The 24,158-nt window shown below is 65.6% G+C and carries 18 protein-coding genes and 1 pseudogene; 7 read left to right on the top strand and 12 right to left on the bottom strand.

The annotated features are described in order from the left end of the window. Positions 1-35 precede the first annotated feature (35 nt). Complete coding sequence (gene panB, locus ABWO90_RS16220; RefSeq protein WP_353192252.1) at positions 36-854, top strand: 3-methyl-2-oxobutanoate hydroxymethyltransferase; 819 nt, start codon at positions 36-38, stop codon at positions 852-854. Between the two features lie 62 nt (positions 855-916). Here the strand turns inward: panB and ABWO90_RS16215 are convergent, their stop codons facing one another. Continuing rightward, positions 917-2,284: a sensor histidine kinase gene (locus ABWO90_RS16215; RefSeq protein WP_353192251.1), complete on the bottom strand. Its 1,368-nt coding sequence runs from the start codon at positions 2,282-2,284 to the stop codon at positions 917-919. Beyond that, positions 2,281-2,943 (bottom strand): response regulator transcription factor, encoded by a 663-nt coding sequence (locus ABWO90_RS16210; protein WP_353192250.1) that lies wholly within the window; start codon positions 2,941-2,943, stop codon positions 2,281-2,283. Before ABWO90_RS16210 ends, ABWO90_RS16215 begins: the two co-directional genes overlap by 4 nt. Positions 2,944-3,148: 205 nt before the next feature. Here ABWO90_RS16210 and ABWO90_RS16205 point away from each other — a divergent pair, with 205 nt between their 5' ends. The 3 genes from ABWO90_RS16205 to ABWO90_RS16195 are packed head-to-tail and all read left to right on the top strand — an operon-like array spanning position 3,149 to position 5,964. Next, complete coding sequence (locus ABWO90_RS16205) at positions 3,149-3,964, top strand: ABC transporter ATP-binding protein (protein ID WP_353192249.1); 816 nt, start codon at positions 3,149-3,151, stop codon at positions 3,962-3,964. Positions 3,965-3,972: 8 nt separating this feature from the next. Further along, positions 3,973-4,881: an ABC transporter permease gene (locus tag ABWO90_RS16200; RefSeq protein ID WP_353192248.1), complete on the top strand. Its 909-nt coding sequence runs from the start codon at positions 3,973-3,975 to the stop codon at positions 4,879-4,881. Positions 4,882-4,935: 54 nt separating this feature from the next. Beyond that, positions 4,936-5,964, top strand: coding sequence for an ABC transporter substrate-binding protein (locus tag ABWO90_RS16195; RefSeq protein WP_353192247.1), 1,029 nt, complete (start codon positions 4,936-4,938; stop codon positions 5,962-5,964). Between the two features lie 64 nt (positions 5,965-6,028). Here the strand turns inward: ABWO90_RS16195 and ABWO90_RS16190 are convergent, their stop codons facing one another. From ABWO90_RS16190 to grpE, 5 genes are all read right to left on the bottom strand, one after another. After that, positions 6,029-7,975 (bottom strand): chorismate-binding protein, encoded by a 1,947-nt coding sequence (locus tag ABWO90_RS16190; RefSeq protein ID WP_353192246.1) that lies wholly within the window; start codon positions 7,973-7,975, stop codon positions 6,029-6,031. Positions 7,976-7,979: 4 nt separating this feature from the next. Continuing rightward, positions 7,980-9,122 (bottom strand): molecular chaperone DnaJ, encoded by a 1,143-nt coding sequence (dnaJ, locus tag ABWO90_RS16185; protein ID WP_353192245.1) that lies wholly within the window; start codon positions 9,120-9,122, stop codon positions 7,980-7,982. A 128-nt stretch (positions 9,123-9,250) separates the two neighbouring features. Next, positions 9,251-11,176 carry a molecular chaperone DnaK gene (gene dnaK, locus ABWO90_RS16180; protein WP_353192244.1) on the bottom strand — a complete coding sequence of 642 codons (1,926 nt, stop codon included), beginning with the start codon at positions 11,174-11,176 and terminating at the stop codon, positions 9,251-9,253. Between the two features lie 96 nt (positions 11,177-11,272). Further along, on the bottom strand, positions 11,273-11,701 hold the full coding sequence (locus tag ABWO90_RS16175) for a thioredoxin family protein (protein WP_353192243.1): 429 nt from the start codon (positions 11,699-11,701) through the stop codon (positions 11,273-11,275). Positions 11,702-11,881: 180 nt separating this feature from the next. Then, positions 11,882-12,427 (bottom strand): nucleotide exchange factor GrpE, encoded by a 546-nt coding sequence (gene grpE / locus ABWO90_RS16170; RefSeq protein WP_353192242.1) that lies wholly within the window; start codon positions 12,425-12,427, stop codon positions 11,882-11,884. A 305-nt stretch (positions 12,428-12,732) separates the two neighbouring features. Between grpE and ABWO90_RS16165 the strand changes: the two genes are divergently transcribed. Beyond that, entirely contained in the window at positions 12,733-12,924 is a 192-nt protein-coding gene (locus ABWO90_RS16165) for a hypothetical protein (RefSeq protein WP_353192241.1), read from the top strand. 204 nt (positions 12,925-13,128) lie between these two features. Here ABWO90_RS16165 and ABWO90_RS16160 read toward each other — a convergent pair whose 3' ends face one another. The 4 genes and pseudogenes from ABWO90_RS16160 to hrcA form a co-directional block, all read right to left on the bottom strand. Beyond that, positions 13,129-13,524, bottom strand: coding sequence for an RNA-binding S4 domain-containing protein (locus ABWO90_RS16160; protein ID WP_502922636.1), 396 nt, complete (start codon positions 13,522-13,524; stop codon positions 13,129-13,131). A gap of 158 nt (positions 13,525-13,682) precedes the next feature. Further along, positions 13,683-14,714 (bottom strand): annotated as a pseudogene (hemH, locus tag ABWO90_RS16155) (ferrochelatase); the annotation flags it as partial. A gap of 110 nt (positions 14,715-14,824) precedes the next feature. Continuing rightward, a complete protein-coding gene (locus ABWO90_RS16150; protein ID WP_353192239.1) occupies positions 14,825-17,206 on the bottom strand; it encodes a DUF6600 domain-containing protein in 2,382 nt (793 codons plus the stop codon). Between the two features lie 278 nt (positions 17,207-17,484). Beyond that, positions 17,485-18,513: a heat-inducible transcriptional repressor HrcA gene (gene hrcA, locus ABWO90_RS16145; protein WP_353192238.1), complete on the bottom strand. Its 1,029-nt coding sequence runs from the start codon at positions 18,511-18,513 to the stop codon at positions 17,485-17,487. Between the two features lie 117 nt (positions 18,514-18,630). Between hrcA and ABWO90_RS16140 the strand changes: the two genes are divergently transcribed. Together ABWO90_RS16140 and recN are read left to right on the top strand one after the other, a co-directional pair. After that, the gene (locus ABWO90_RS16140) at positions 18,631-19,539 is read left to right on the top strand and encodes an NAD kinase (RefSeq protein WP_353192237.1); all 909 of its coding nucleotides are present in this window, start codon (positions 18,631-18,633) and stop codon (positions 19,537-19,539) included. Positions 19,540-19,561: 22 nt separating this feature from the next. After that, on the top strand, positions 19,562-21,226 hold the full coding sequence (gene recN, locus ABWO90_RS16135) for a DNA repair protein RecN (protein WP_353192236.1): 1,665 nt from the start codon (positions 19,562-19,564) through the stop codon (positions 21,224-21,226). A gap of 45 nt (positions 21,227-21,271) precedes the next feature. Here recN and glnE read toward each other — a convergent pair whose 3' ends face one another. Then, positions 21,272-24,136, bottom strand: coding sequence for a bifunctional [glutamate--ammonia ligase]-adenylyl-L-tyrosine phosphorylase/[glutamate--ammonia-ligase] adenylyltransferase (glnE, locus tag ABWO90_RS16130; RefSeq protein WP_353192235.1), 2,865 nt, complete (start codon positions 24,134-24,136; stop codon positions 21,272-21,274). Positions 24,137-24,158 lie beyond the last annotated feature (22 nt).

Raw genomic sequence — 24,158 nt, 5'->3', positions numbered from 1 at the left:
GTCGCGCCAGCGAACCCTGCTGAACCGAGGCTGACATGAGTTATCTGCAAGAATCCAACCGCAAGGCCGTGACCGTTCCCGGACTTGCCCAGATGCGTGAGCGCGGCGAGAAGATCGCCATGCTTACCGCCTATGACGCGAGCTTCGCTGCGCTGCTCGATCGCGTGGGCGTCGACGCCATCCTGATCGGCGACTCGCTCGGCAACGTGATTCAGGGCCAGCGCACCACGCTGCCCGTCACGCTGCGCGACATCTGCTATCACACCGAATGCGTGGCACGCAGCGTGAACAAGGCGCTGGTGCTGGCCGATTTGCCGTTCGGCACGTACGGCACGAAGGAACAGGCGTATCAGAGCGCGGTGGCCGTCATGCAGGCCGGTGCGCAGATGGTAAAGATCGAAGGCGGCGCGTGGCTCACGGAGACCGTGCGCTTTCTGGTCGAGCGCAGCATCCCCGTGTGTGCGCACCTGGGGCTCACGCCGCAGTCCGTGCACGCGTTCGGCGGCTTCAAGGTTCAGGCGCGTGAAGACGGCGCGCAAGCCCAGTTGATCGACGACGCCCGCGCCTTGCAGGCGGCCGGTGCACAGTTGGTCGTTCTCGAAGCGATTCCGGCGGCGCTCGCCTCGCGCGTGACGCCCGAGTTGCCGACGATGCCGACCATCGGCATCGGGGCCGGCCCCGAGTGCGACGGCCAGGTGCTCGTGCTGCAGGACATGCTCGGCGTGTTCCCCGGCAAGTCGCCCAAGTTCTCGAAGAACTTCATGGAAGGCCAGCCGAGCATTGCCGCTGCCATCGAGGCCTACGTGCAAGCCGTAAAGCACGTCTCGTTCCCGTCACAGGAACATTGCTTCTGAGCGATAGCAGTACGGCAATACACCGTTGAAGATGAAAGCGGCCCGGCAATGGGCCGCTTTTTTTATGCCATCACCGGCAACGTCAACACCACGGCGAATCCCTCACCCTGCACGCGTTCGAAGGTCATCTGTCCGCCATGCGCGCGCATGACTTCGGCCACCATCGCCAGTCCGAGGCTCGCGCCTTCGCGGCCGTCCGCACGCGACGAGAACGGCGTACGCACGCGCTGCCACTCCGATTCGGGAATGCCGGGGCCATCGTCGAAGAAACGTAGCCGCCATTGCTCGCCGGTCTGCGTCACGTCGACATGCAATCGCTGCGGCGCACCGTAGGCCAGCGCGTTGACCAGCACGTTCTTGATCGCCTCGCGCAAGCTCAGTGCGTCACCGACGATCATGCAAGGGGCGTCCGGGGCATGCAGCGCAACGTCGATATCGCGCGTGGCGTACGACAACGTCTCGCGCATCGCCGTCTGCAACAACTCATTCAGATCGACCGGCACCGGCGCCACGCTATCGGCCCGGTGCTGCACCATCGCGTGATTGATCAGTTGATGGATGAGCCCACCCAGTCCGCGCGCCTGCTTCTGGATGCGTGCGATATGCGTCTGACGGGCCGTCTCATCCTGCGTTTGCGTGAGCATTTCCGTCTGCGCGGTGAGTGCGGTCACCGGCGTTCGCAGTTGATGCGCAGCGTCGCCGATCACGCGCCGCATCAGCGAGCGCGACGTCGCCAGCCGCTGCATGAAGTCGTTGATCGCGCCGACAAGCGCGAGCGTCTCGGCCGGTGCCGTCACCGCGAGTGGCACGAGATCGTTCGAGTCGCGCGCACGAATCGCCGCCTCGATCTGCTTGAGCGGCGCGAGCGCCTGGCGCAAGGTCCAGAGCGCAGCGAGCATCGTCAGCACACCGGTGGCGATAGTGATGAGCAAGGTGTTGTCGGCCAGCCCCCGCGTGAACCTCACCCGGGCGTTCTGCGTGTGCGCCAGCGCCACCACCGCCCACGGATGTTCTGCCGTCACCGGCATGCGACGCCCGACGATGGCGATGCGAATCGGCATCTCCTGGTACGTGCCGTCGACCACGAGCGGCCCGTCGGCGAGCTTGTCCCACGGAATCGGTGGACGGAATTCGGAATCGCCGGCGACCGAACGTCCGTTCGGATCGAGCACGGTGTAGAAGATCTGATCGCCGGGGGCCAGCGCCGAGAACGCGGCCAGCGGCACGTCGACGTTCACCTCGCCGTTCTGATACCACGTGTTCTCCGCCACCTGCAACGCGCTGCCCAGCAGCCACCGGTCGTAGGCGCGGTCGACCGCCGCGCGCGTGGAGAACCAGATACCGAGCAGCACGGCCGCCACCGCGAACGCCAGCACGGCGCCCATGCGCACGACCAGCCGCAGATACAGGGAACGGCCGGGAACGATCATGACAGGACGAGCTGGTAACCGAGTCCGCGCAGCGTGCGGATCTGGAATTGCGCCGCCGCAAGCTTCTTGCGCAAGCGGGCGACGTACTGCTCGATGGCGTTGGCGTTCGGCGCGGGCTCGTCGCCGTAGAGCCGATCCATCAATTCGTCCTTGCCGAAGATTCGCCCGGGGCGCGCCGCGAGAATCTCGAGCAGTGTGACTTCGCGACGCGTCAGCTCGATGGGCTGCCCGTCGATCTCCACGCCACGGCTCTTGCGATCGAGCGTGAGATTGGCGCAGGCGAGCCGGTTCGTGGCGTCCTGCCCGGTGCGGCGCATGAGTGCGCGCACGCGTGCTTCCAGTTCGCGGAAGTCGAATGGCTTGGTGAGGTAGTCGTCGGCCCCGAGATCGAGCGCCCGCACGCGCTCCTCGATCTCGGCACAGGCCGTGAGCATCAGCACGCGGGTGGACAGCCCGCGCTCGCGCACGCGCCGGAGCAATTCGAAACCGTCGACGTGCGGCAGCATGACGTCGAGGATCAGCAGGTCGTAATCGTCGCCGATGCGGGCGGCGGCCACGGCGCCGTCCGTCTCGCAGTCGAGCGCGTGACCGAGTTTGCGCAGTTGGGTGGCGATCGCCTCGGCGACATCGGCGGTGTCTTCCACCAGCATGATGCGCATGATTGTTCTGTCTCCTTCATGGGCGCGGGGCGTCGCAGTGTGCAGCGCACCCCGGCTTCTGGGCGCGATTGTCTCGGAAATCGGCGAGGCCGTCCTCGGGGTTTCCCCTGAAAGCGCGCCGCCTGAGCGCCCGATGTCAGCTTCGCTACAGCTTGGCTGCTTAGTATCGGAACCGATTATAAAAGCATCCATTCGGAGACACGCCATGCCCCATGCCCCCCATGCCCCCCATGCGGGCCGCGGCGACAGCAGCGCAAGCGCGCCTGCCATCGCGCCACTGCTCGAAATCGACGGCGTCACGCTGCAATACAAGACCGACGACTACCTCGTCACCGCCGCCCAGCAGGTGAGCTTCAACGTGTATCCGGGCGACCGTTTCGTGCTGCTGGGCCCGTCCGGCTGCGGCAAGTCGACGTTGCTCAAGGCCATTGGCGGCTATCTGCCGCCGGTGAGCGGCGAGATCCGCCTCAAGGGCCGCACGATCAGCGAGCCGGGCCCGGATCGCATGATGGTGTTCCAGGAATTCGATCAGTTGCTGCCCTGGAAGACGGTGCGGCAGAACGTTGAGTTCGCGCTCATCGCCAGTGGCCGCCTGAAGGGCCGCGAAGCCGCGGAGCGCGCCGCGCATTACATCGAAAAGGTCGGTCTCGCGAAATTCATCGACAGCTATCCGCACACGCTCTCGGGCGGCATGAAGCAACGCGTGTCGATCGCGCGCGGCATGGCCATGGAGCCCGACGTGCTGCTCATGGACGAGCCGTTCGCCGCACTCGACGCCCTCACCCGCCGCAAGATGCAGGACGAATTGCTGCGCCTGTGGGACGACACGCGCTTCACGGTGCTGTTCGTCACGCACGGTATCGATGAAGCCATTCGCATCGGCACGCGCATTCTGCTGCTCTCGCCGCACCCGGGTCAGGTCAAGGCCGAGCTCAACAGCATCGCCCCCGAGCAACTCGGCACTGCCCACCAGAGCGCGCTCGAGACGCGCATCGATCAACTGCTGTTCGCAACGCATTGAGGACGTCCATGAACACGATTGCCCAACCGACGTCGTCGTCGCCCCAAGCCACCCGCATCGAGCCGGTCGTGCGGCCCGAGTTCGTGCTCGAGCCGGTGCAGGCCGAACTGTCCTCGATCCAGCGCCCGCTCTCCACGTTCGAGACCCTCTACCGCCTCAGCTGGCTGCGCAAGACCGTGATCCTGTGCGTGCTCGCGATCATCTGGGAAATCTACGGACGCTGGCTCGATAACGCGCTGCTCTTCCCGAGCTTCACCGACACGCTCGGCGCGTTCGTGAGCGGCATCACCAGCGGCGTACTGCTCCTGCGTGCGGTGGTCTCGCTCAAGACACTGCTGATCGGCTACGGCATCGGTATCGCGCTGGCCGCCGTGCTCACGACCGTGGCCATCAGTTCGAAGATCGGCAACGACCTGCTCGAAACGCTGACGGCGATGTTCAATCCCCTGCCCGCCATTGCGCTGCTGCCGCTCGCGCTCATCTGGTTCGGCCTGGGCAACGGCAGCGTGATCTTCGTGCTGGTGCACTCGGTGCTGTGGGCCGTGGCGCTGAACACGCACAGCGGCTTTCGCGGCGTGTCGAAAACGCTTCGCATGGTCGGTCAGAACTATGGCCTCAAGCGCTTCGCGCTGGTGCAGCACGTGCTGATTCCGGCCGCGTTCCCGAGCATTCTCACCGGGCTGAAGGTGGGCTGGGCGTTTGCATGGCGCACGCTGATCGCCGCCGAACTGGTGTTCGGCGTGTCCTCGGGCTCGGGTGGTCTGGGTTGGTACATCTTCGAGAACCGCAATTCGCTGGAGACGGCCAACGTGTTCGCCGGGCTGTTCTTCGTGATCCTGATCGGGCTGGCCGTCGAGAACCTGCTGTTCGCCCGCATCGAGAAGCGCACGCTGCACCGCTGGGGCATGCAGCATTGATTGACGCCCCTTCGGGGGCATGAATAATTCCAACTATCCGGAGACGACAACACCATGAACCGACGCCACTTCACCCGATGGGCCAGCACGCTCGCGCTGGCCGCCACCACCGCATTCTCCACGCTGGGCAACGTCGCACACGCCGAAGCCAGCACGGTGCGCCTGTCGCACGGCTACGGCATTCTCTATTTGCCACTCATGGTCATGCGCGACCAGCATCTGGTCGAGAAGCACGCCAAGGCACTGGGTCTCGGCGACGTGAAGACGACGTGGACCATTCTCGACGGCGGCAACGTCATCAACGACGCCATGCTCGCGGGCAATCTCGACGTGGCAGGCACCGGCGCACCAGGCTTCGTCACCCTGTGGTCGAAGGCGCACGGCATTCCGCGCTCGGAAGTGATCGGTCTGTCGGCGCTGTCCACCGGCCCGCTCTGGCTGAACACGAACAACCCGAACATCAAGTCGCTCAAGGACTTCACGTCGAAGGACAAGATCGCGATTCCGGGCATCAAGACGTCGCTCTCCGCCGTGCTGCTGCAAATGGCCGTGGCGAAGACGTTCGGCATCGAGAACTACGCGAAGCTCGATCCGCAGACGGTCAGCCTGAGTCACCCGGAAGCCGTGAGCGCCCTGCTCTCCGGCAAGACGGAGATCACGGCGCACTTCACCTCGCCGCCGTTCTCGTACCAGGAACTGAAGGACCCGCGCATCAAGCGCGTGCTGAATTCGACGGACGTGCTCGGCAACATCACCATCGACGTGGTGTTCGCGCCGAAGCAGTTCACCGTGCAGAACCCGAAGCTGGTGCAGGCGATCCTGGCCGCGCAGGACGAAGCGGCGGCGTACATCGCGAAGGATCACGTGGGGGCAGCGCAAACGTTCCTGCGCGTGTCGAAGATGAACCTGCCGCAGGCCGAGATCGAGCAGATGCTCGCCGACCCGGGCCTGCAGTTCACCACTACGCCCAATGGCCTGATGCAGTACGTGGAATTCATGAGCCGCGCGGGCACGATCAAGACGCGTCCGGCGAAGTGGAGCGATCTGTTCGTGCCGCAGATGGCGTCGCGTCAGGGAAGCTGAGTCAGTCGTCCAACGGCCAAACCTCGCAAGACACACAGCGGCGCTTCACAGCGCCGCTGTGCGTTCAGGCCGACGGTGTTGTCCCCGCCGGCGACGCCGACGATAGCGTCGCGGGCATGGCCCCTCGCAGTGCGTTGCACACCACGATGGCCTGCGCGTTCAGCACGTCGTCGCGCGTGAGCACGGCTTCGACCGCCGCCCACGCCGGATCGTCGAGCATCACCGCGCGCATCACGCCCGGCAACACGCCGCACGACAACGGCGGCGTCGTCCAGATGCCGTCGCGCTTGACGAACACGTTGCTGCGTCCGCCTTCGGTCAGTTCGTCGCGCTCGTTGAAGAACAGCACGTCGAATGCGCCGCTCGCCTCTGCCGCTTTCCACCCCGCATCGTAGCGCTCGCGCACCGTCGTCTTGTGGCGCAGGAACAGGTCGTCGGCACGAGTCGCGCTCGCGGTATCCGAGAGCAGCACCGTCACGGGTGTCTTCGGCAATGGCGCGAGTACGGCGTGCGTGATCGTGGCCACGCCATCATGCGACAGCGCCAGACGCACGCGATGGAGATCGTCCTCACTCAACGTGGCGACGATGGCATCCACTTGCTCACGCATCGACACTTCGTCGAAGCGAAAGCCGAAATACGCGGCCGACGTTGCGAGCCGCGAGAGATGCCTTTCGAGATGCGGCACGCCGGATATCGCGCTCGCCTGCATCGTCTCGAAAATCTCGAACCCGGGGTCGAGCGCGCTCAGGAATCTCGCCTTGAGCTTGCACTCGTCGCGCTCTTCCGCCGCCTTGCTGTCGAGCACGATGCCCGCGCCGACGCCCAGCCGTCCGCGACGCAAGCCGCTGGCCGCCGGGGCTTCGAGTTCGAGCGTCCGGATGGCGACCGACAGGCAGAAGTCACCCAGCGCCTGCGGATCGTCCGTGCGCGCATCGAGCCAGCCGATCGCCCCGGTGTAAAGGCCGCGTGGCGATGTCTCCAGTTCGCCGATCAGTTGCATCGTGCGATGCTTGGGCGCGCCGGTAATCGAGCCGCAGGGATAGAGCGCGCGGATGGCATCCGCGAACGTGACAGTCGACGGCAGCGCCGCCGTGACCGTCGACGTCATCTGCAGGACGCTCGCGAAGCGCGTCACTTCGAACAGCTTCGGCACCTTGACCGAACCGGGCGTTGCGATGCGTCCGAGATCGTTGCGCAGCAAGTCGACGATCATCAGGTTCTCGGCGCGGTTCTTCTCGTCAGCCGCGAGCGCAGCACTGCGCCGGGCGTCGATGGCAGCGTCGCCACACGCCGGCGCCGTGCCCTTCATCGGGCGCGCCTCGATTTGCCCGTGCGAATGACGCAGGAACAACTCCGGCGAGAGCGAAAGAATCGCACGCCCCGCCACGTCGGCGGCGCCGGGCAGCATCACGAGCGCGCCGTAAGGCACCGGCTGACGCGCGCGCAGGCGGCGATACAACGCGACGGGCGAGCCGAATGCGTCGAAATTCAGACGATACGTGTAGTTGATCTGGTAGCACTCACCCTGCGCGAGCCACTCGTGAATCCGGGCGATGGCGTCGTCGAAAGCCGCGTCGCTCACATCGCCTTGCAGCGACGCGACACCCGCAACGCCCGGCGGCGCGATCGCGTCGACCCGCAGCTCGCCGGACTTCGCCTCGATCGCCGACGCGCAGGCGGCTTCGCGTTGCGACAACCACGCCTGCGTCTGCGTGGCGCTCAGGTGCTGCAAGTCGCTGAACAGCAACGCGCGGAACTGGCCCGGCGCACGACGCGTGGCCACGGTCAGCACACCGGCAAGGCGAACGCCGAATTCGTAGTCGGCCAGCAGCACGGCATGCAGGCCGTGGCGCGTGGCGTCTTCCACATCGCGGAGCGCGTCGGAAAGCACACCGGGCTCGTCGCAAGTCACCTCGCGCACGAGCCCGGTATACAGACGCGCCCCGCCGGCCGGATCCGCACTGTCGTCCAACAGTGCGAATGCGGCCAGGGGCGCTTCACTTTGCATGGAATTACTCGAAGAACTGCTTCACACGGTCGAACCAGCCCTTGCTCTGCGGGCTATGACGCGCGCCGCCCGCCTTGAGCGAAGCGTCGAAGTCACGCAGCATCTGCTTCTGCTCGGCGTCGAGCTTGACCGGCGTTTCGACCTGCACATGCACGTACAGATCGCCCGGATAGCTCGCGCGCAGGCCCTTGATCCCCTTGCCGCGCAGACGGAACGTCTTGCCGGTCTGGGTGCCTTCGGGCACTTCGAACGTTGCCTTGCCGTGCAGGGTCGGTGCGTCGATGTCGCCACCCAACGCCGCCGTTGCGAACGAAATCGGCATCTGGCAGTGCAGATCGTCGCCGTCGCGCTCGAACACGTTGTGCGCCTTGATGTGGATTTCCACATACAGGTCGCCCGCCGGACCGCCATTCACCCCCGGTTCGCCGTTGCCGGACGAACGGATGCGCATGCCGTCTTCGATACCCGCCGGGATCTTGATCTCCAGCGTCTTGGTCTTCTTGATCTTGCCCGAACCGTGACAGTTCGTGCACGGCTCCGGAATGTACGAGCCCGTGCCATGGCACTTCGGGCAGGTCTGCTGAATGCTGAAGAAGCCCTGCGACATGCGCACCGAACCCGAACCGTTACAGGTCGGGCAGGTCTCGGGCTTCGTGCCCGGCTTCGCGCCATTGCCGTGACAGACCTCGCACTCTTCCCAGCTCGGCACGCGAATCTGCGTGTCGAAGCCGTTCGCGGCCTGCTCGAGGGTGATCTCCATGTTGTAGCGCAGATCGGCGCCGCGATACACCTGCGGGCCACCGCGGCCACGGCCACCGGGGCCGCCCTGCTGTCCGAAGATATCGCCGAAGATGTCGCCGAAGGCATCGGCAAAGCCGCCGAAGCCCTGACCGCCCGCCCCGCCGAAGCCGCCCATGTTCGGGTCGACACCCGCGTGCCCGTACTGATCGTACGCAGCGCGCTTTTCCGGCTCGGAGAGCATCTCGTAGGCCTCTTTGACCTCCTTGAACTTCTCCTCGGCGTCCTTGCTGTCCGGATTGCGGTCCGGGTGGTACTTCATCGCCAGCTTGCGATACGCCTTCTTGATTTCGTCGTCGTTGGCGTTCTTGGCGACGCCAAGGACTTCGTAGTAATCACGTTTGGCCATAAGTCTTTCCAGTGTTGGCGCATGTCCGCCATCAGGCAAAAAGCCGGGTCGAGATTCCCTTCGCAGAGAACTTCGATACCCGGCCTACACGCAGCGCACGTTGCCATGCGCCGCGCGCCATGCACGCCTTACTTCTTGTCGTTGACTTCCTTCACTTCTGCGTCGACGACGTTATCGTCATGCGGCTTGCCCTGCTCGGCGCCTGCGGCACCCGCAGCGCCGGCTTGCGCCTGCATGTCGGCATACATCTTTTCGCCAAGCTTCTGGCTGGCGGTGCCCAGCGCTTCGACCTTGGCATCGATGTCAGCCTTGTCCGAACCGCGCAGCGCTTCTTCCAGTGCCGTGATGGCCGATTCGATGGCTTCCTTCTCCGAAGCTTCGATCTTGTCGCCGTACTCGGTCAGCGCCTTGCGGGTGCTGTGCACCAGCGCGTCGCCCTGGTTACGGGAATCGGCCAGCTCGCGCGCCTTCTTGTCTTCTTCGGCGTTGAGCTCGGCGTCCTTCACCATCTGCTCGATCTCGGCGTCCGACAGGCCCGAGTTCGCCTTGATGACGATCTTGTTTTCCTTGCCGGTAGCCTTGTCCTTCGCGCCCACGTGCAGAATGCCGTTGGCGTCGATGTCGAAGGTCACTTCGATCTGCGGCGTGCCGCGTGCTGCCGGCGGAATGCCCTCGAGGTTGAACTCGCCCAGCGACTTGTTGCCGGCGGCCATCTCGCGCTCACCCTGATACACCTTGATCGTCACGGCCGGCTGGTTGTCGTCGGCCGTCGAGAACACTTGCGAGTGCTTCGTCGGGATCGTGGTGTTCTTCGTGATCATCTTGGTCATCACGCCGCCCAGCGTCTCGATACCGAGCGAGAGCGGGGTCACGTCGAGCAGCAGCACGTCCTTGCGGTCGCCCGAGAGCACCGAACCCTGAATCGAGGCACCGGCAGCCACGGCTTCGTCCGGATTCACGTCCTTGCGCGGATCCTTGCCGAAGAACTCCTTGACCTTCTCCTGCACCTTCGGCATGCGGGTCATACCGCCAACTAGGATCACGTCGTCGATGTCGCTCACCTTGACGCCAGCGTCCTTGATCGCGGTACGGCACGGTTCGATCGTGCGTGCGATCAGGTCTTCCACCAGCGCTTCGAGCTTGGCGCGCGTGATCTTCAGGTTCAAGTGCTTCGGACCCGAGGCGTCGGCCGTGATGTACGGCAGGTTGATTTCGGTCTGCTGGCTCGACGACAGTTCGATCTTGGCCTTTTCAGCGGCTTCCTTCAGGCGTTGCAGCGCGAGCACGTCCTTCGACAGATCGACGCCTTGTTCCTTCTTGAACTCGCCGATGATGTAGTCGATGATGCGCTGGTCGAAGTCTTCGCCGCCCAGGAACGTGTCGCCGTTGGTCGACAGCACTTCGAACTGGTGTTCGCCGTCCACATCCGCGATTTCGATGATCGAGATGTCGAACGTGCCGCCACCCAGGTCATACACCGCGATCTTGCGGTCGCCGCCTTCCTTCTTGTCCAGACCGAATGCCAGTGCGGCAGCCGTCGGCTCGTTGATGATGCGCTTGACTTCCAGACCGGCGATACGGCCGGCGTCCTTGGTGGCCTGGCGCTGGCTGTCGTTGAAGTAGGCCGGCACCGTGATCACGGCTTCCGTGACCGGCTCGCCCAGGTAGTCCTCGGCGGTCTTCTTCATCTTGCGCAGCACTTCGGCGGAAATCTGCGGCGGGGCCAGCTTCTGGTCGCGCGCTTCCACCCAGGCGTCGCCGTTGTCGGCCTTGACGATCTTGTACGGCATCAGGCCGATGTCCTTCTGCACTTCCTTTTCTTCGAAGCGACGGCCGATCAGGCGTTTGACAGCGTACAGCGTGTTCTTCGGATTGGTCACCGCCTGGCGCTTGGCCGGTGCGCCGACCAGGATCTCGCCATCGTCCATGTAAGCGATGATCGACGGCGTGGTGCGAGCACCTTCCGCGTTTTCGATGATCTTGACCTGATTGCCTTCCATGACGGCCACGCACGAGTTCGTGGTGCCCAAGTCAATACCGATGATTTTGCCCATTTAAATTTCTCCTAGCGTCCTTTGCGTCTTTCTGTCAGGCCCGTGGCCCATTCAATTCATTGATCTGCACGACATATGGGTGCAGCCCGGTACATTTCAAGACCCTTCCTGCTGTCCGGTTTTGCCCCCGGCCGCCGCGATTTTCTCGCGGGCGGCGGCCACCGCCAGCCGGAACTGGGGCAGGCCTTGCCAGCCGGTCGCCCGGCCCAGCTTCTTGCCTTCATGGAAGAAGAAAAACGTGGGCACCCCATGCAGCGCAAAGCGTTTGCCCAGCGCCATGTCGGCGTACACGTTGGCGTGAAACCAGCGCAGCGACAGGGCTTCGATGGCCTCGCGCTGCGCGAGCATCGTCTTCTTGGCAACTTCGCAGTTGAAGCAGTCCACGCCCCAGAAAAACACCACGGCGAGCGCATCGCCCGCCTCGCGCAGTCTTTCGTCGAACGTGGCGCTGGTCAGTTCGTGCATTGAAAATGCCTCGAACGCGGTGCCATCCACGCCCTTCATGCCCGGAAGATCGCTTGCCATGATCGAGATGCCTCGCGTCGAAAAGCCCGGTCGGGGCGGTGCCGCCCCTTGTGTGCCTGGTCAGCCATGTCGCGCGGACCCTCGCACGGACTCGCGCACCGTCGGGCGCCCAAAGCTTGCCACGATGTCATGACAAAAGGCGCCGGCTTGCGATGCGCGGGTTCCGTGCAGGTTCCGGTCTTACTTGCCGGCCGCGACGGTCACGAGCGCCGGACGCAACACGCGATCCGCGATCAGGTAACCCTTTTGCAGCACGGACACGACCGTGTTCGGTTCCTGTTCGGCCGGTACCATCGAAATGGCCTGATGCTGGTGCGGGTCGAACTTCGCGCCGGCCGGGTCGATGACGGACACCTTGCTGCGCTCGAGCGCCGAGACGAGCTGGCGCAGCGTGAGGGCCACGCCCTCTTGCAGCTTGGCCACGTCGCCGCTCTTGTCGGCGGCGGCAGCTTCGAGGCTGTCGATTACCGGCAACAGGTTCTCGGCGAAGCTTTCCACGGCGAATTTGCGGGCCTTGGCCACTTCGTCTTCCGCGCGGCGGCGAACGTTTTCCATCTCGGCGCGGGCACGCAGTGCCTCGTCGCGCAGCCCCGCCGCTTCGGCCTGTGCGGCCAGAAGTTGTGCCTCGACCGAGGGCAGCGCGTCGTTCGCGCCCGCCGCATCGTTCGGGGCCGCATCGGCCTGGGACGCAATCGGCTGGTCGGGGGTGTTTTGCTGTTCAGTCATGAGCTTGAGTCGTCAAAAGGTTCTTGCAGCGCACCACGACGATGCGCCACCGGTTCAAATCCCTTTGGATAGTAGGGGCGTTCACACCAATTTCAAGGGCTGGCGGGCATTCTGTGCGCCATATCGGTGCGCGCCGCGTGCCGGTAAATATCCGGTTACACGCGTTACGAGTCCTCTATTGTATCGGCCGTTGCTGCGACCTAACATGAATTACGGTCCAGTTGATGGATGTACCGTGCTGGACCCGGCCGCTCACCGGATACCGCTACGTCCGGTGTAGTGTTTATAGGTGTTAGGAGCGCATCATGAAGCTGCCACTGGCTGTTGTCTTCATCCTTGCGTTGGTGACGACGGTAACGATTACGATCTGCCTGTCGGGCGCGGTCACCCGGCGCGACACCGAATACGGTGGCGTGCGCGCGGTGTTGCATCACTATGTCGAAATGCCCGGCATGCCGGTACACCACTCGTCCAATTCCGGAATCCCCTCGCGCTGATCGCCCTCCCGAGCGCCGTGACGTGCCCACATGGACGATCGCCATGCCCGTCATGCCTGTCCGGGAATGTTCCCCCAAGGGGGACAGCTGATTTTCGCTCCCTCCCATGTCCGCCGCTGCGCGCTACGCCAGCGGCGGCGCTCATTGGGGCTCGGGAACAAGGGATGAAATGCGGGCGGCGTGCAGCGAGACGCCGGCGTCGGGCTACTCGCCCAGTCCGCCGAGACGTCGCCGGTCGCGCTTGGTCGGACGGCCGTGCATTTGCGCCGCCGGCTCGCGGAACAGGCGCTGGCGTTCGCTTTCGTCGGCGCGGGCGCGCAGGCTCGCCTCCGTTTCTTCGTAAAGCGACTGGGCGACCGGGGCGGAACCCCGGACTTCCGCGATCGCCTTCACACGCACTTCCCACCGGGTGCTGCCGTTGTCCACCGACACGAGGTCGCCGGGACGCACGTCGCGCGCCGGTTTGACGCGCGCCTCGTTGCACAGCACGCGACCACGATCCACGGCCTGCGTGGCAAGGGAGCGCGTTTTGAAGAAGCGCGCTGCCCACAGCCATTTGTCGATGCGCGTGGCGGCTTGCGGAGAATCGTCGACCTTCACCGTCACGAGCGTTCTCCCGATGCCGGCTGGTCTTGCGTTGCCGCTGCTGCGGCGGCGGCCGCCGTGGCTTCGTCGAAGGCAGCAACGGCCGCGACCTGACGCTGCCGGGTCGACGCCACCGCCGCTGCCGACGCCTGCGCCGCCCCTTCCGGCGAGAGCACCGGCCAGCCTTGCAAGTGACGCGCCGCGATCTCGCCGAGCGCCGTGATCCACGCCCCCGCACCATTCAGACACGGGATGAAGTGGAACGCCTTGCCCCCCGCCGACAGGTAAGCGTGGCGACCTTCCATGTTGATTTCCTCGAGCGTTTCGAGGCAATCGGACGTGAAGCCCGGGCAGAACACGTCGACGCGCGGGGTGCCGCCACGGCCCAGCTCCTCGAGCGTGGGCGCCGTATAAGGCTGGAGCCACTCGGCCTTGCCGAAGCGGGACTGGAACGTGAGGCGGCAGGTCGTCTCATCCAGACCGAGTGCGGCGGCGAGCAGTCGCGCCGTTCTCACGCACTGGTCGTGATACGGGTCGCCCAGATCGAGGGTGCGACGCGGTACGCCGTGGAAGCTCAGCAGCAAACGCTCACCCGCAGCGAAGTCCGGCCGGCCATGCTGCAGCCAATAGCCTTCGACTTGCTGGCGCAACGCCTCGATATAGGCGGGATGGTCGTGGTAATCGCGAACGGTGCGCACATCCGGCTGATTGCGCAGGCGCGCCAGCACGCGGAAGACGGCATCGCTGGCCGTGGCCGTCGTGCTGCTCGAATACTGGGGGTACAGCGGCAGGACGAGGATCCGCTCGACACCGTTCTGCCGCAACGCGCGAATGCGCTCGGCAATCGACGGATTGCCGTACCGCATGGCGTATTCCACGACGACGTCGTAGTCGTTCGCATGCAGCAAGGCGCGCAGGGCGTTGGCCTGATGTTCGGTATTGACCTTGAGGGGCGAGCCCTCACGCGTCCAGACCGTCGCGTATTTCTGCGCCGACTGGCGGGAGCGGAACGGCAGAATGACCAGCCGCAGCAATGGCTGCCACACGATTGACGGGATCTCGACGACGCGTGGGTCCGACAGGAATTCGCGCAGATAGCGGCGAACGGCCGCAGGGCGCGGCTCGTCGGGCGTACCGAGGTTGATCAGCAGGACGGCGGTCTTGCCGGACGGGCCGTGCGAAATGGGTTCTGGATCGAAGCGCATGGAGCGTACTTTACCGCAAACGCGTCGCACTTCCGGCGCAAATCCGGCACCCGAGCGCCGCCTGTCCACCGTCGGCAAAGGCTGACGAGGGACGGCGGCGCCGGTCTTCGTCAGCCGCGCGAATGCTCGTCGTCGTGCGGCGGGCGGTGCGCTGCGGCGTGCGCGTTGTCATGAGACGGTGCCCGCGCCCCCTCCTGCTTGCCCTCGCGCGGCGCCGACTGGGGATTCGCCCGCTCCTGTGGATGCGGCTGCGGATGCGGTGCCGGCGGGCGCTCTTGCGGCTGAGGTTGCGGTGCCGGCGGGCGCACTTGCGGCTGAGCTTGTGCGCGCTCCTGCGGTTGCGCGCGCGGCGCGGCCTGCTGACGCTCCATCTGCGGTTCAGGGCGCGGCTGGGGTTGATACTGCGGTTGATATTGCGGCTGGGGTTGCGATTGGGGCTGTGGTCTCGACTGCCATTGCTGCGGCCGGCGTGCGGGTTCCGGCGCCTCCTGTGCCGTGTGCGGCGGGGCTTCACTCCGTGCAGCCGGTTGGCCCGCCACCGCGCCCGGCGGATGCGGCACGCCGGATGGCGCAGGCTGTCCCTGACGATTCTGATAAACCTCATGCGCGGGGAAGCCGGGCGCTCCCGGCACGCCCGGTACACCCGGTACACCCGGTACGCCCGGTACGCCCGGTTGCCCCGGAACGCCGGGGACACCAGGAACACCCGGCTGCCCCGGTACCCCGGGCTGGCCGGGCACGCCCGGCACCCCGTGCCGCGACGGCATCGTCCCCGTCGGTGGCAATGCACCGGTCGGCGGCAATGCGCCGTGGGCCGGAATCGCGCCCGTCGCGCCGAGTGCTGGCTGCGCGGGCGCTCCGCCAATGGGCGCACCGACCGGCCCGTGTGTGCCGACCACGGTCACCCGAGGCTGAACGCGCCACTGCACGTTCGGCGCGCCTTGTTGTCCGGGCCGGGCGCTCTGACCGAACATCAGCGGCGCACCGCCAGCGTTCGGCACGGCGTGGAGATTGCTCGTCAACTCGCGTGACGTCGTCGTGTGCACGACCGGGGCCCGCGTGGCCAGTACCTGACGATTGAAGACCGCGGCCGGCGGCGCACCACTCGCCGGACGGCTATTGCCGAACACGCTCTGCTGCAACGGCGCCACGCCCGGCGTATTGGTCACACGCCACGCCTGTGCCTGACGGCCGTCATGGGCCGGCCCCGCCAGCGCGACCGGCCTGCCGACCGGGCGTCCCTGCACGAAAGCCTGTGCGGGCATCGTCGATACGGCGCCACGCACGTTCCGGTTCATGTAGACGTTGTTGACGTTGATGTTGTTCGTCACGTTGTTCGTGATGTCGGTCGAGCGAATGATCGTCGAACGGTTGATGTTCGAGACATACGACGAACTGGCGCGATACGCCGGGCGGTAGACATCATGCGGGCCGAGGGCAAACCACGCGAGCCCGACACCGCCCGCAGCGAACGAGATGCCCCACTGCTGACCGCCGCTATTGCCACTCATCCATCCGACCAGCGCGGGCGCATATACCGGACGCACTGCGATCGGCCCCGGCACCCAGCACCAGCGCGCGTCGACATAGGCCCAACGGCCATAGTGGTACGGCGCAAATCCCCAGGGGGCGTCGTCGACCCACGTCCACCCCCACGGATCGACCCATGCCCAGTGGCCCGTACGATACGGCGCCCACCCCGACGGCACGCTCGACGGCACCCACACGGCGCCGTAGTCTGGCGAGTCCTCCCACGTGCCGTAGTCGTCCAGGCTTTCGTAGCCGGTCATGTCGCGCGACACATAGCGCGCCGAGACGGATGCGTCCTCGCGCGCGTCGCGCTGGCGCACCCATTGGTCGAAGGCATCCGAAGTCATCGGCCCGGTGGGCTGCTGGGTGAGGTCCTGCCCCACGAACGCCACCCGCTGCCCCTGTTGCAGCGGTACCGACGCCCCTTGCCCGTACACCGTGGCCGAGCCGCGTGCCACGCTCACCGTCGTCACGCCGTTCGGATCGACATCGAGGCGGTACTCACCGGCCTGCTGCGGAACAAAGGCCAGATTCGGCGTGCTGATCTCGTAAGGCTGATTCGGATCGAAGCTGCGCAAACGCAGACCGACCGTGCCTTGCGTTACGTTCAGTTGCACATTCTGGTCGGTGACCGCCGAGAGATCGACGCTTGTCGAAGCCCCCATGCGGACCGCCGCGCCGCCCACGCGCATCTCGGCCCGGCTGTTGCGGTCGACCCAGACCGCGTCGCCTGTCGTGAGCGGCCGGTTGCGATCGGCGTAGCGCCAGTCGTCCGTGCCCGCCGGGGCGAAGGTCACGGTGCCGTCGAACTCGCTCAGTCGTGCAATGCGCCCCGGCGGATCGGCGCTCTGCGCCTGGGCGAGCGCGGGAACGCCCACGGCGCCGAGGACCCCGAGCGTCAGCCCGACACCCACGACGCGAAGATTGCGGACGATCGTCCGCCAGCCATTCAGGGAATTCATAAGAGGACTCCGGGGCCCTTCCGGTAGCGAGCCGAGCGGGTGTCCGGCGTGCCGCCATTTGTTGTTCTGTCCGAATCCTTCGGCAAATGTCGCGTCGCGATTGCCCGAACGACAGGAAACTTCCGCACGCCGCTACAAAGGCCGCAAGGGACACTTCGAGCGTATGCCTGCCGTCTGTGACAGCGTGTAATGGAATGCTACGGGGTTGTAACGCGGCGTGGCTCGCGCGCCCGCTCCGTGCTGGCTCAGTGCTGGCTCAGTGCTGGCTCAGTGCTGGCTCAGTGTTGACTAAGCGCGTTCGAGAGCAGCTTCGCGGTGATGTCGACGATCGGAATCACGCGTTCATAGGCCATGCGCGTCGGACCGATCACGCCGAGCGTGCCGACGACTTCCCCGTCGACCTCGTAAGGCGCCGTGACAACCGTCATCTCTTCGATCGGTACGAGGCTCGACTCACCGCCGATGAAGATCTGCACGCCCGAGGCGCGGCTCGACACATCGAGCAATTGCAGCAGGCCGGTCTTGGACTCGAACACGTCGAAGAGCTTGCGCAGCCGCTCCATGTTCGACGACAGATCCTCGACACCGAGCAGGTTGCGTTCACCCGAGATCAGTACGCTCTCGCGACTGGTGTCGGCCATCGCATCGCTGCCGGCCTGCACCGCCGCCTGCATCAGCGCACTCATGTCGGAGCGAATCGCGTCGAGTTCGCCACGCAAGTAAGCGCGCACATCGTCAAAGCTGTGGCCACCGAAATTGGCGTTCAGATAGTTCGCCGCCTCGACCAGTTGCGCCGGGGAATAGTCCTTTTCCGTCAGGATGATGCGGTTCTGCACGTCGCCACCGGGTGTCACGATGATGAGCAACACCCGCTTTTCGGACAACCTCAGGAATTCGATCTGACGAAACGTCTGGCTGCGACGCGGTGTGAGGACCACACCGGCGAACTGCGAGAGGTTCGAGAGCACCTGCGCTGCCGACGCGACCAACTGCTGCGGTCCGGCCGGTTGAAGACTGGTCTGCACCTGCGATGCCAACTGATGCACCGACGCTTCGAGCGGGCGCACCGACAGCATCGTGTCGACGAACAGACGGTAGGCGCGAGGGGTCGGCACTCGTCCCGCAGAGGTGTGCGGGCTGGCGACGAATCCGAGCGCTTCGAGGTCGACCATCACGTTGCGGATGGTCGCGGGCGAGAGATCCAGCCCGGAATAACGGGAAAGCGTGCGCGAGCCGACCGGCTGGCCATCTTCGATGTACCGTTCGATCAGGGTTTTGAGAAGCGTTTGCGCACGTTGATCTAGCATGGCAAAAATTGTAACGCGAAATGTAGGTACGCGGCGTGCGGCAAACCCCGAGGCGGAAACCGCCGCACGCCGCGCGTGCCGATGGTTGCTGTCATCGACTTATGGTGTAATGGCGGCATGAAAACTGGGAGCCCCTTCAAGACCGTGGCGCTCGTCGGAAAGTACCATGCCGACGGCGTTGCCGAACCCCTGCTCACGCTTGCGGCATGCATTGCCCAACGCGGGCATCATGTCGTCTTCGAGCGCGATACGGCGCATAACATCGGCGCAGGCGCCGATCCCTACGGCACCCTCGACATCCAGGCCATCGGCACGCAAGCCGACGTGGCCGTCGTCGTTGGCGGCGACGGGACCATGCTCGGTGTCGGCCGCCAACTGGCCGCGTCGAAAGTGCCGCTCATCGGCGTGAACCACGGGCGCGTCGGTTTCATTACCGACATTCCGCTCGGCGAGATGCGTCAGGTCGTGCCCGCCATGCTCGAAGGACACTTCGAAGCCGAACAGCGCACGCTGCTCTCGGCCCGCATCGAGCGAGACGGCAAGACCCTCTACGAGACGCTCGCGTTCAACGACGTGGTGGTGAACCGCTCGGGGATCTCGGGCATGGTCGAGCTGCGCGTGGACGTCGACGGCCGCTTCATGTACAAGCAGCGCTCCGACGGCCTCATCGTCGCCACACCGACCGGCTCGACGGCCTACGCCCTCTCGGCCACGGGCCCGATCCTGCATCCGAGACTCGGTGGCGTGGTGCTCGTGCCGATCGCCCCGCATGCGTTGTCGAACCGTCCGATCGTGCTGCCCGACTCCAGCGACATCGTCATCACGATTACCGGCGGACGCGAAGTCGGCGCCAATTTCGATATGCAGTCGTTTGCCGAATTGCGGCAGGGCGACCAGATTCTGGTGGGCCGCTCCGAGCATCAGGTCACGTTCCTGCATCCGGTCGGCTACAACTATTACGCGACGCTGCGCCGCAAGCTGCACTGGAACGAGCATATCTCCGACGAAGATACGCCGCAGAACTGACTTCACGCCTTTCCGATATCCCATGCTACGCAGTCTCTCGATTCGCGATTTCGTGATCGTCGATCGTCTCGACCTGGAATTCTCCGCCGGCTTCACCGTGTTCTCGGGGGAAACTGGCGCAGGCAAATCGATCCTGATCGACGCGCTTGCCCTTGCCATGGGCGAGCGCGGCGACGCCAGCATGGTGCGCACCGGCCAGACGCGCGCCGACATCACCGCGGAGTTCGCTGCCGACGCCGAAGCGCGCCCCGACCTCGAAGCCTGGCTGCAAGCGCAGGCGCTCACGCTCGAAGAGCATGGCGGCGTACTGTTGCGCCGGGTGCTCGACTCGGGCGGTCGTTCCCGGGCCTTCATCAACGGCACGCCCGCCACGCTCGCGCAGTTGCGCGAACTCGGCGAGATGCTCGTGGACATTCACGGTCAGCATGCGCATCAGCAACTGCTGCGTCCCGATGCGCAGCGCCGTCTGCTCGATTCACACGCCGGTGCGACGGCGCATGCCGCCGACACGGCCGCCGCACACAAGGAATGGCGACGCCTCGTGAAGCGCTGCGAAGAAGCGCACGGACGCGATCGCGAGCTGCAAATCGAGCGCGAGCGCCTCGAATGGCAGACGTCCGAACTCGACAAGCTGAGTCCGCAGGAAGGCGAATGGGATGAAGTGAGCGCCGAGCATCGCCGTCTCTCACATGCCGCAAGCCTCATCAACGGCGTGCAGGGTGCGCTCGACGTCCTCGCCGAATCGGACGGTGCCATCGCCCCGTCGCTCGGCCATGTGGTACATCAGATCCGCGAACTCGCGCAGATCGATGCCGGGCTCGCCGACACGCTTGCCGCGCTCGAACCCGCAGAAATCCAGCTTCGCGAAGCCGTCCATTCGCTCACCCACTACGCGCAACGCATCGATCTCGATCCGGAGCGTCTGGCAGTGGTCGAACAACGTCTCGATGCGTTGCATTCGGCAGCCCGCAAGTTCCGCGTCGCCCCGGAGCAACTGCCTGCCGAGCACGCCGAACGCCGTGCGCAACTGGAAGAGCTGACCGCGTCGCAAGATACGGCGGCCATGCAGGCGGCGGCCGATGCCGCTCACGCCACTTACCTCAAGATGGCGCAGGCGCTGTCGAAGGCCCGCGCCAAGGCCGCCGCATCGCTGTCGCGCGAGGTCACGCGCGCCATGCAGGATCTGTCGATGCCGGGCGGACGCTTCGAAGTTGTCCTGAGCCCGACACCCGAGCCGCAGTCGTTCGGTCTGGAGACGGTCGAGTTCCTCGTCGCCGGTCACCCCGGCGTGCCCACGCGACCGCTGGCGAAAGTCGCATCGGGCGGCGAACTGGCGCGTATCAGCCTCGCATTGCAGGTCATCGCCAGCAGCGCGAGCCTCACGCCGACACTGATTTTCGACGAAGTGGATTCGGGGATCGGCGGCGCCGTGGCCGAGGTCGTGGGGCGTTTGCTGCGCGAATTGGGACAGGGACGTCAGGTGCTGTGCGTCACCCACTTGCCGCAAGTGGCCGCGCTCGGCCATCAGCATCTTCGCGTGAAGAAGCGCAGCGATGGCGACACGACCATGAGCGAGATCGAACCGCTGGGCCGCACCGAACGCGTCGAGGAGATCGCGCGCATGCTGGGCGGTGTCGAGATCACCGCCACGACACGCAAGCACGCCCGGGAAATGCTGGCGCTGTGAGGCTGTCGGCGTGACGTCCGCGCGCCCGTGGACGTCACGCCATCATCAAACCGGTCCGGCGTTTGCGAAGACCGAATCCCACAACGCGATCACCGCTGCGCGCTCGGCTTCCACCTTCTCGGCCGGCACTCGCGCAGCTTCCACCCCGTCGAGTCGCAACTTGTGCTGACGCTTGCGATACGTCCGATAAGCGGCCGCCGCATCGTCGGCGAGCTTCGCGTCGATGAGCCCCAGTTGTGCCGCTTCGCGCAGTAGCGCGATGTTGCCCGCATTGCGCAGCAGCGCCGGGTGCGCGCCGGAATACAGCAGCACCAGATACTGCACGGTGAACTCGATATCCACCATGCCGCCACGATCATGCTTCAGATCGAAGAGTTGCGTCGGGTTCGGATGCCCCTCCGTCACCTTTCGACGCATCGCCACGATCTCCTGCGCGAGCGGTAGTGCCTCACGCGGCGTGGCGAGCACCTGCGCCCGAATGTTCTCGAACGCGGCACCGATCGCTTCGTCGCCCGCGCAGAACCGCGCACGCGTGAGCGCCTGATGCTCCCAGACCCACGCGGTGTTCGCATTGCCTTCGCGGAACTGGTACTGCCGGAAGCTCTCGATGTTCGTCACGAGCAACCCCGACAGCCCGTTCGGGCGCAGTCGCAGATCAACGTCGAAGAGCATGCCTGCGCCCGTGTGCGTGGTAAGCCACGTCACGAAGCGGCGGGCTAGCGCCGCGTAGGCGTCCGGCGCGCGGTCGTCGTCATCGTCGTAAAGGAAAATCAGATCGAGGTCGGACGCATACCCCAGTTCCTTGCCGCCGAGCTTGCCGTACGCGATCACCGAGAAGCGCGGCACCTCGCGATGGCGCGTGGCCACGTGCGGCCAGACCGTGGAGATCGTCACGTCGACGATGATGTCCGCAAGCTCCGAGAGCCGGTCGCCGATGGCTTCCACCGACAACGTGCCCTGCAGATCGAGCAGCAGAATGCGGAACACTTCGGCGTGATGCGCGCGCCGCAGAATATCCATCTGCACTTCGACATTGCCCGCCGCTCCCGCCGCGTTCAGGCTCAACAGCAATTGCGTTTTGAACGACGGCCAGTCGAACGGTGCGGCGAGCGCCTCGTCGTCGAGCAGTTCGTCGAGCAGTTGCGGATGGCTGATCAGATACCCGGCCGCCCAGCGCGAACCGGCCAGCACCTTGACCACGCGCTCCAGCGCGCGCGGATACTCCGTGAGCAGCGCCAGATACGAACTGCGGCGGCTGATGGTCGAGAGCAGATCGAGCATGCGTGCGAGCACGGCGTCGGCCTCGCCCGTGCCCGCCGCGCCTTCGACGGCGCGCTGCACGAGCTGATCGAAGCGCCGCCGGCTGGTCTCGCCCAGCGCCTTGTAGCGCGACGACGTCCATACCGCACGCAGGCGATCGAGGGCCCCCGGGGCGTCGGTGAAGCCGAGCTGCGTGAGCTGATTGCCGAGATCGCCCGTCTGCGCCTCGTCCGCCAGGCACTCGCTCCAGAGTTCCGGGGGACAACCGCAATCGCCCGAACCGGACGACGTGCCTTTCTGCCCGCTCCCGCTCGCCTTGTCCGCGAAGATCTCGTCGAATTGTGCAGCGACGAATTCGCGATGCTCGTCGAGCACCGTCATGAAGGTCGCTTCGTCGGGGAAGCCCATCGCGCGCGCCACGGCGAGACGGTCTTCACCGGCGGCCGGGAGGATGTGGGTCTGGGCGTCGTCCAGGTACTGAATGCGGTGTTCGAGCTTGCGCAGGAAGACGTAGGCGTTGGCGAGCTGGTCGGCCACGCTCTGCGCCAGCCAGCCACGACGCGCGGCCACGCCCAGCACGGCCAGCGTCGGACGCACGCGCAGTTCCGGCTCCTGTCCGCCGCGAATCAACTGGAACACCTGCGCCGAGAATTCGACTTCGCGAATACCCCCACGGCCGAGCTTGATGTCGTTGATGCGTGCGGGCTTCGCACGGGCACGGCGCTCCGCCTCATGGCGAATCTGCTCGTGCAATGCGCGGATCGCGCCGATCACGCCGTAATCCAGATAGCGACGGAACACGAACGGCTGCACCAGCGACGACAGCAACCGCTCGAGGCGACGGCCCGGCTCGCTCGCGACCTCGGATACCAGCCGTCCCTTGATCCAGGCGTAGCGCTCCCACTCGCGCCCCTGCACGTAGAAATACTCTTCGAGCATCGGCAGACTGCACACGAGCGGCCCCGAATCGCCGTTCGGGCGCAGACGCATGTCCACACGGAACACATAGCCGTCAGGCGTGAGCTCCGAGATCATGCCGATCAGCTTGCGACCGAGCTTGGTGAAGAATTCGTGGTTCGAGAGCAGACGCAGGCGGCTCGCGGCCGTCGGGTCGGCATCGTCGGGTGCCGACGTATCGCCGTCGTCTTCATAAAGAAAGATCAGATCGATGTCCGACGAAACGTTCAGTTCACGTCCGCCGAGCTTGCCCATGCCGACCACCGCAAGCGTCTGACGCTCGCCTTCGGCATTGCGTGGCACGCCGTGGATCGCCTCGAGTTCGTGCGTGAGCACCGTGATCCCTGCCTGCACCGCGAATTCCGCGAGTGCCGTCATCGCCTCGGTCACCTCGGCAAGCTCGGCACGGCCGTCCAGATCGCGTTGCATGACCGCGCAAAGCGCTTCGACGCGCAGCACGCGAAGCGCGCGGGCGAGCCCGGCCTCGTCGATGCCCGACACGCCCGAGGGCTGCTCGGGCGGCGTGAGGATCGTGCCGGTGATGGCTTCGAAACGGCGCGCAAGCCAACGCGCATCCACCGGGTGTTCGGCGAGGGCGGGCAGCGCCTCGGACAGGGCGGGGCGGCTCGCCAGCATGCGCGCGGCATAGCGCGAGTAGGAGGAGATATCGAGCGGTTTTTCGGGTGAACTCACTGGCGGGGTTCCGGTCAGCAAT

Source organism: Pandoraea pnomenusa, assembly GCF_040391475.1.
GTDB classification, from domain to species: Bacteria; Pseudomonadota; Gammaproteobacteria; order Burkholderiales; family Burkholderiaceae; genus Pandoraea; species Pandoraea pnomenusa_C.
Note: the sequence above shows the minus strand (reverse complement) of the source record. Positions and strands in the feature narration are given on the sequence as shown.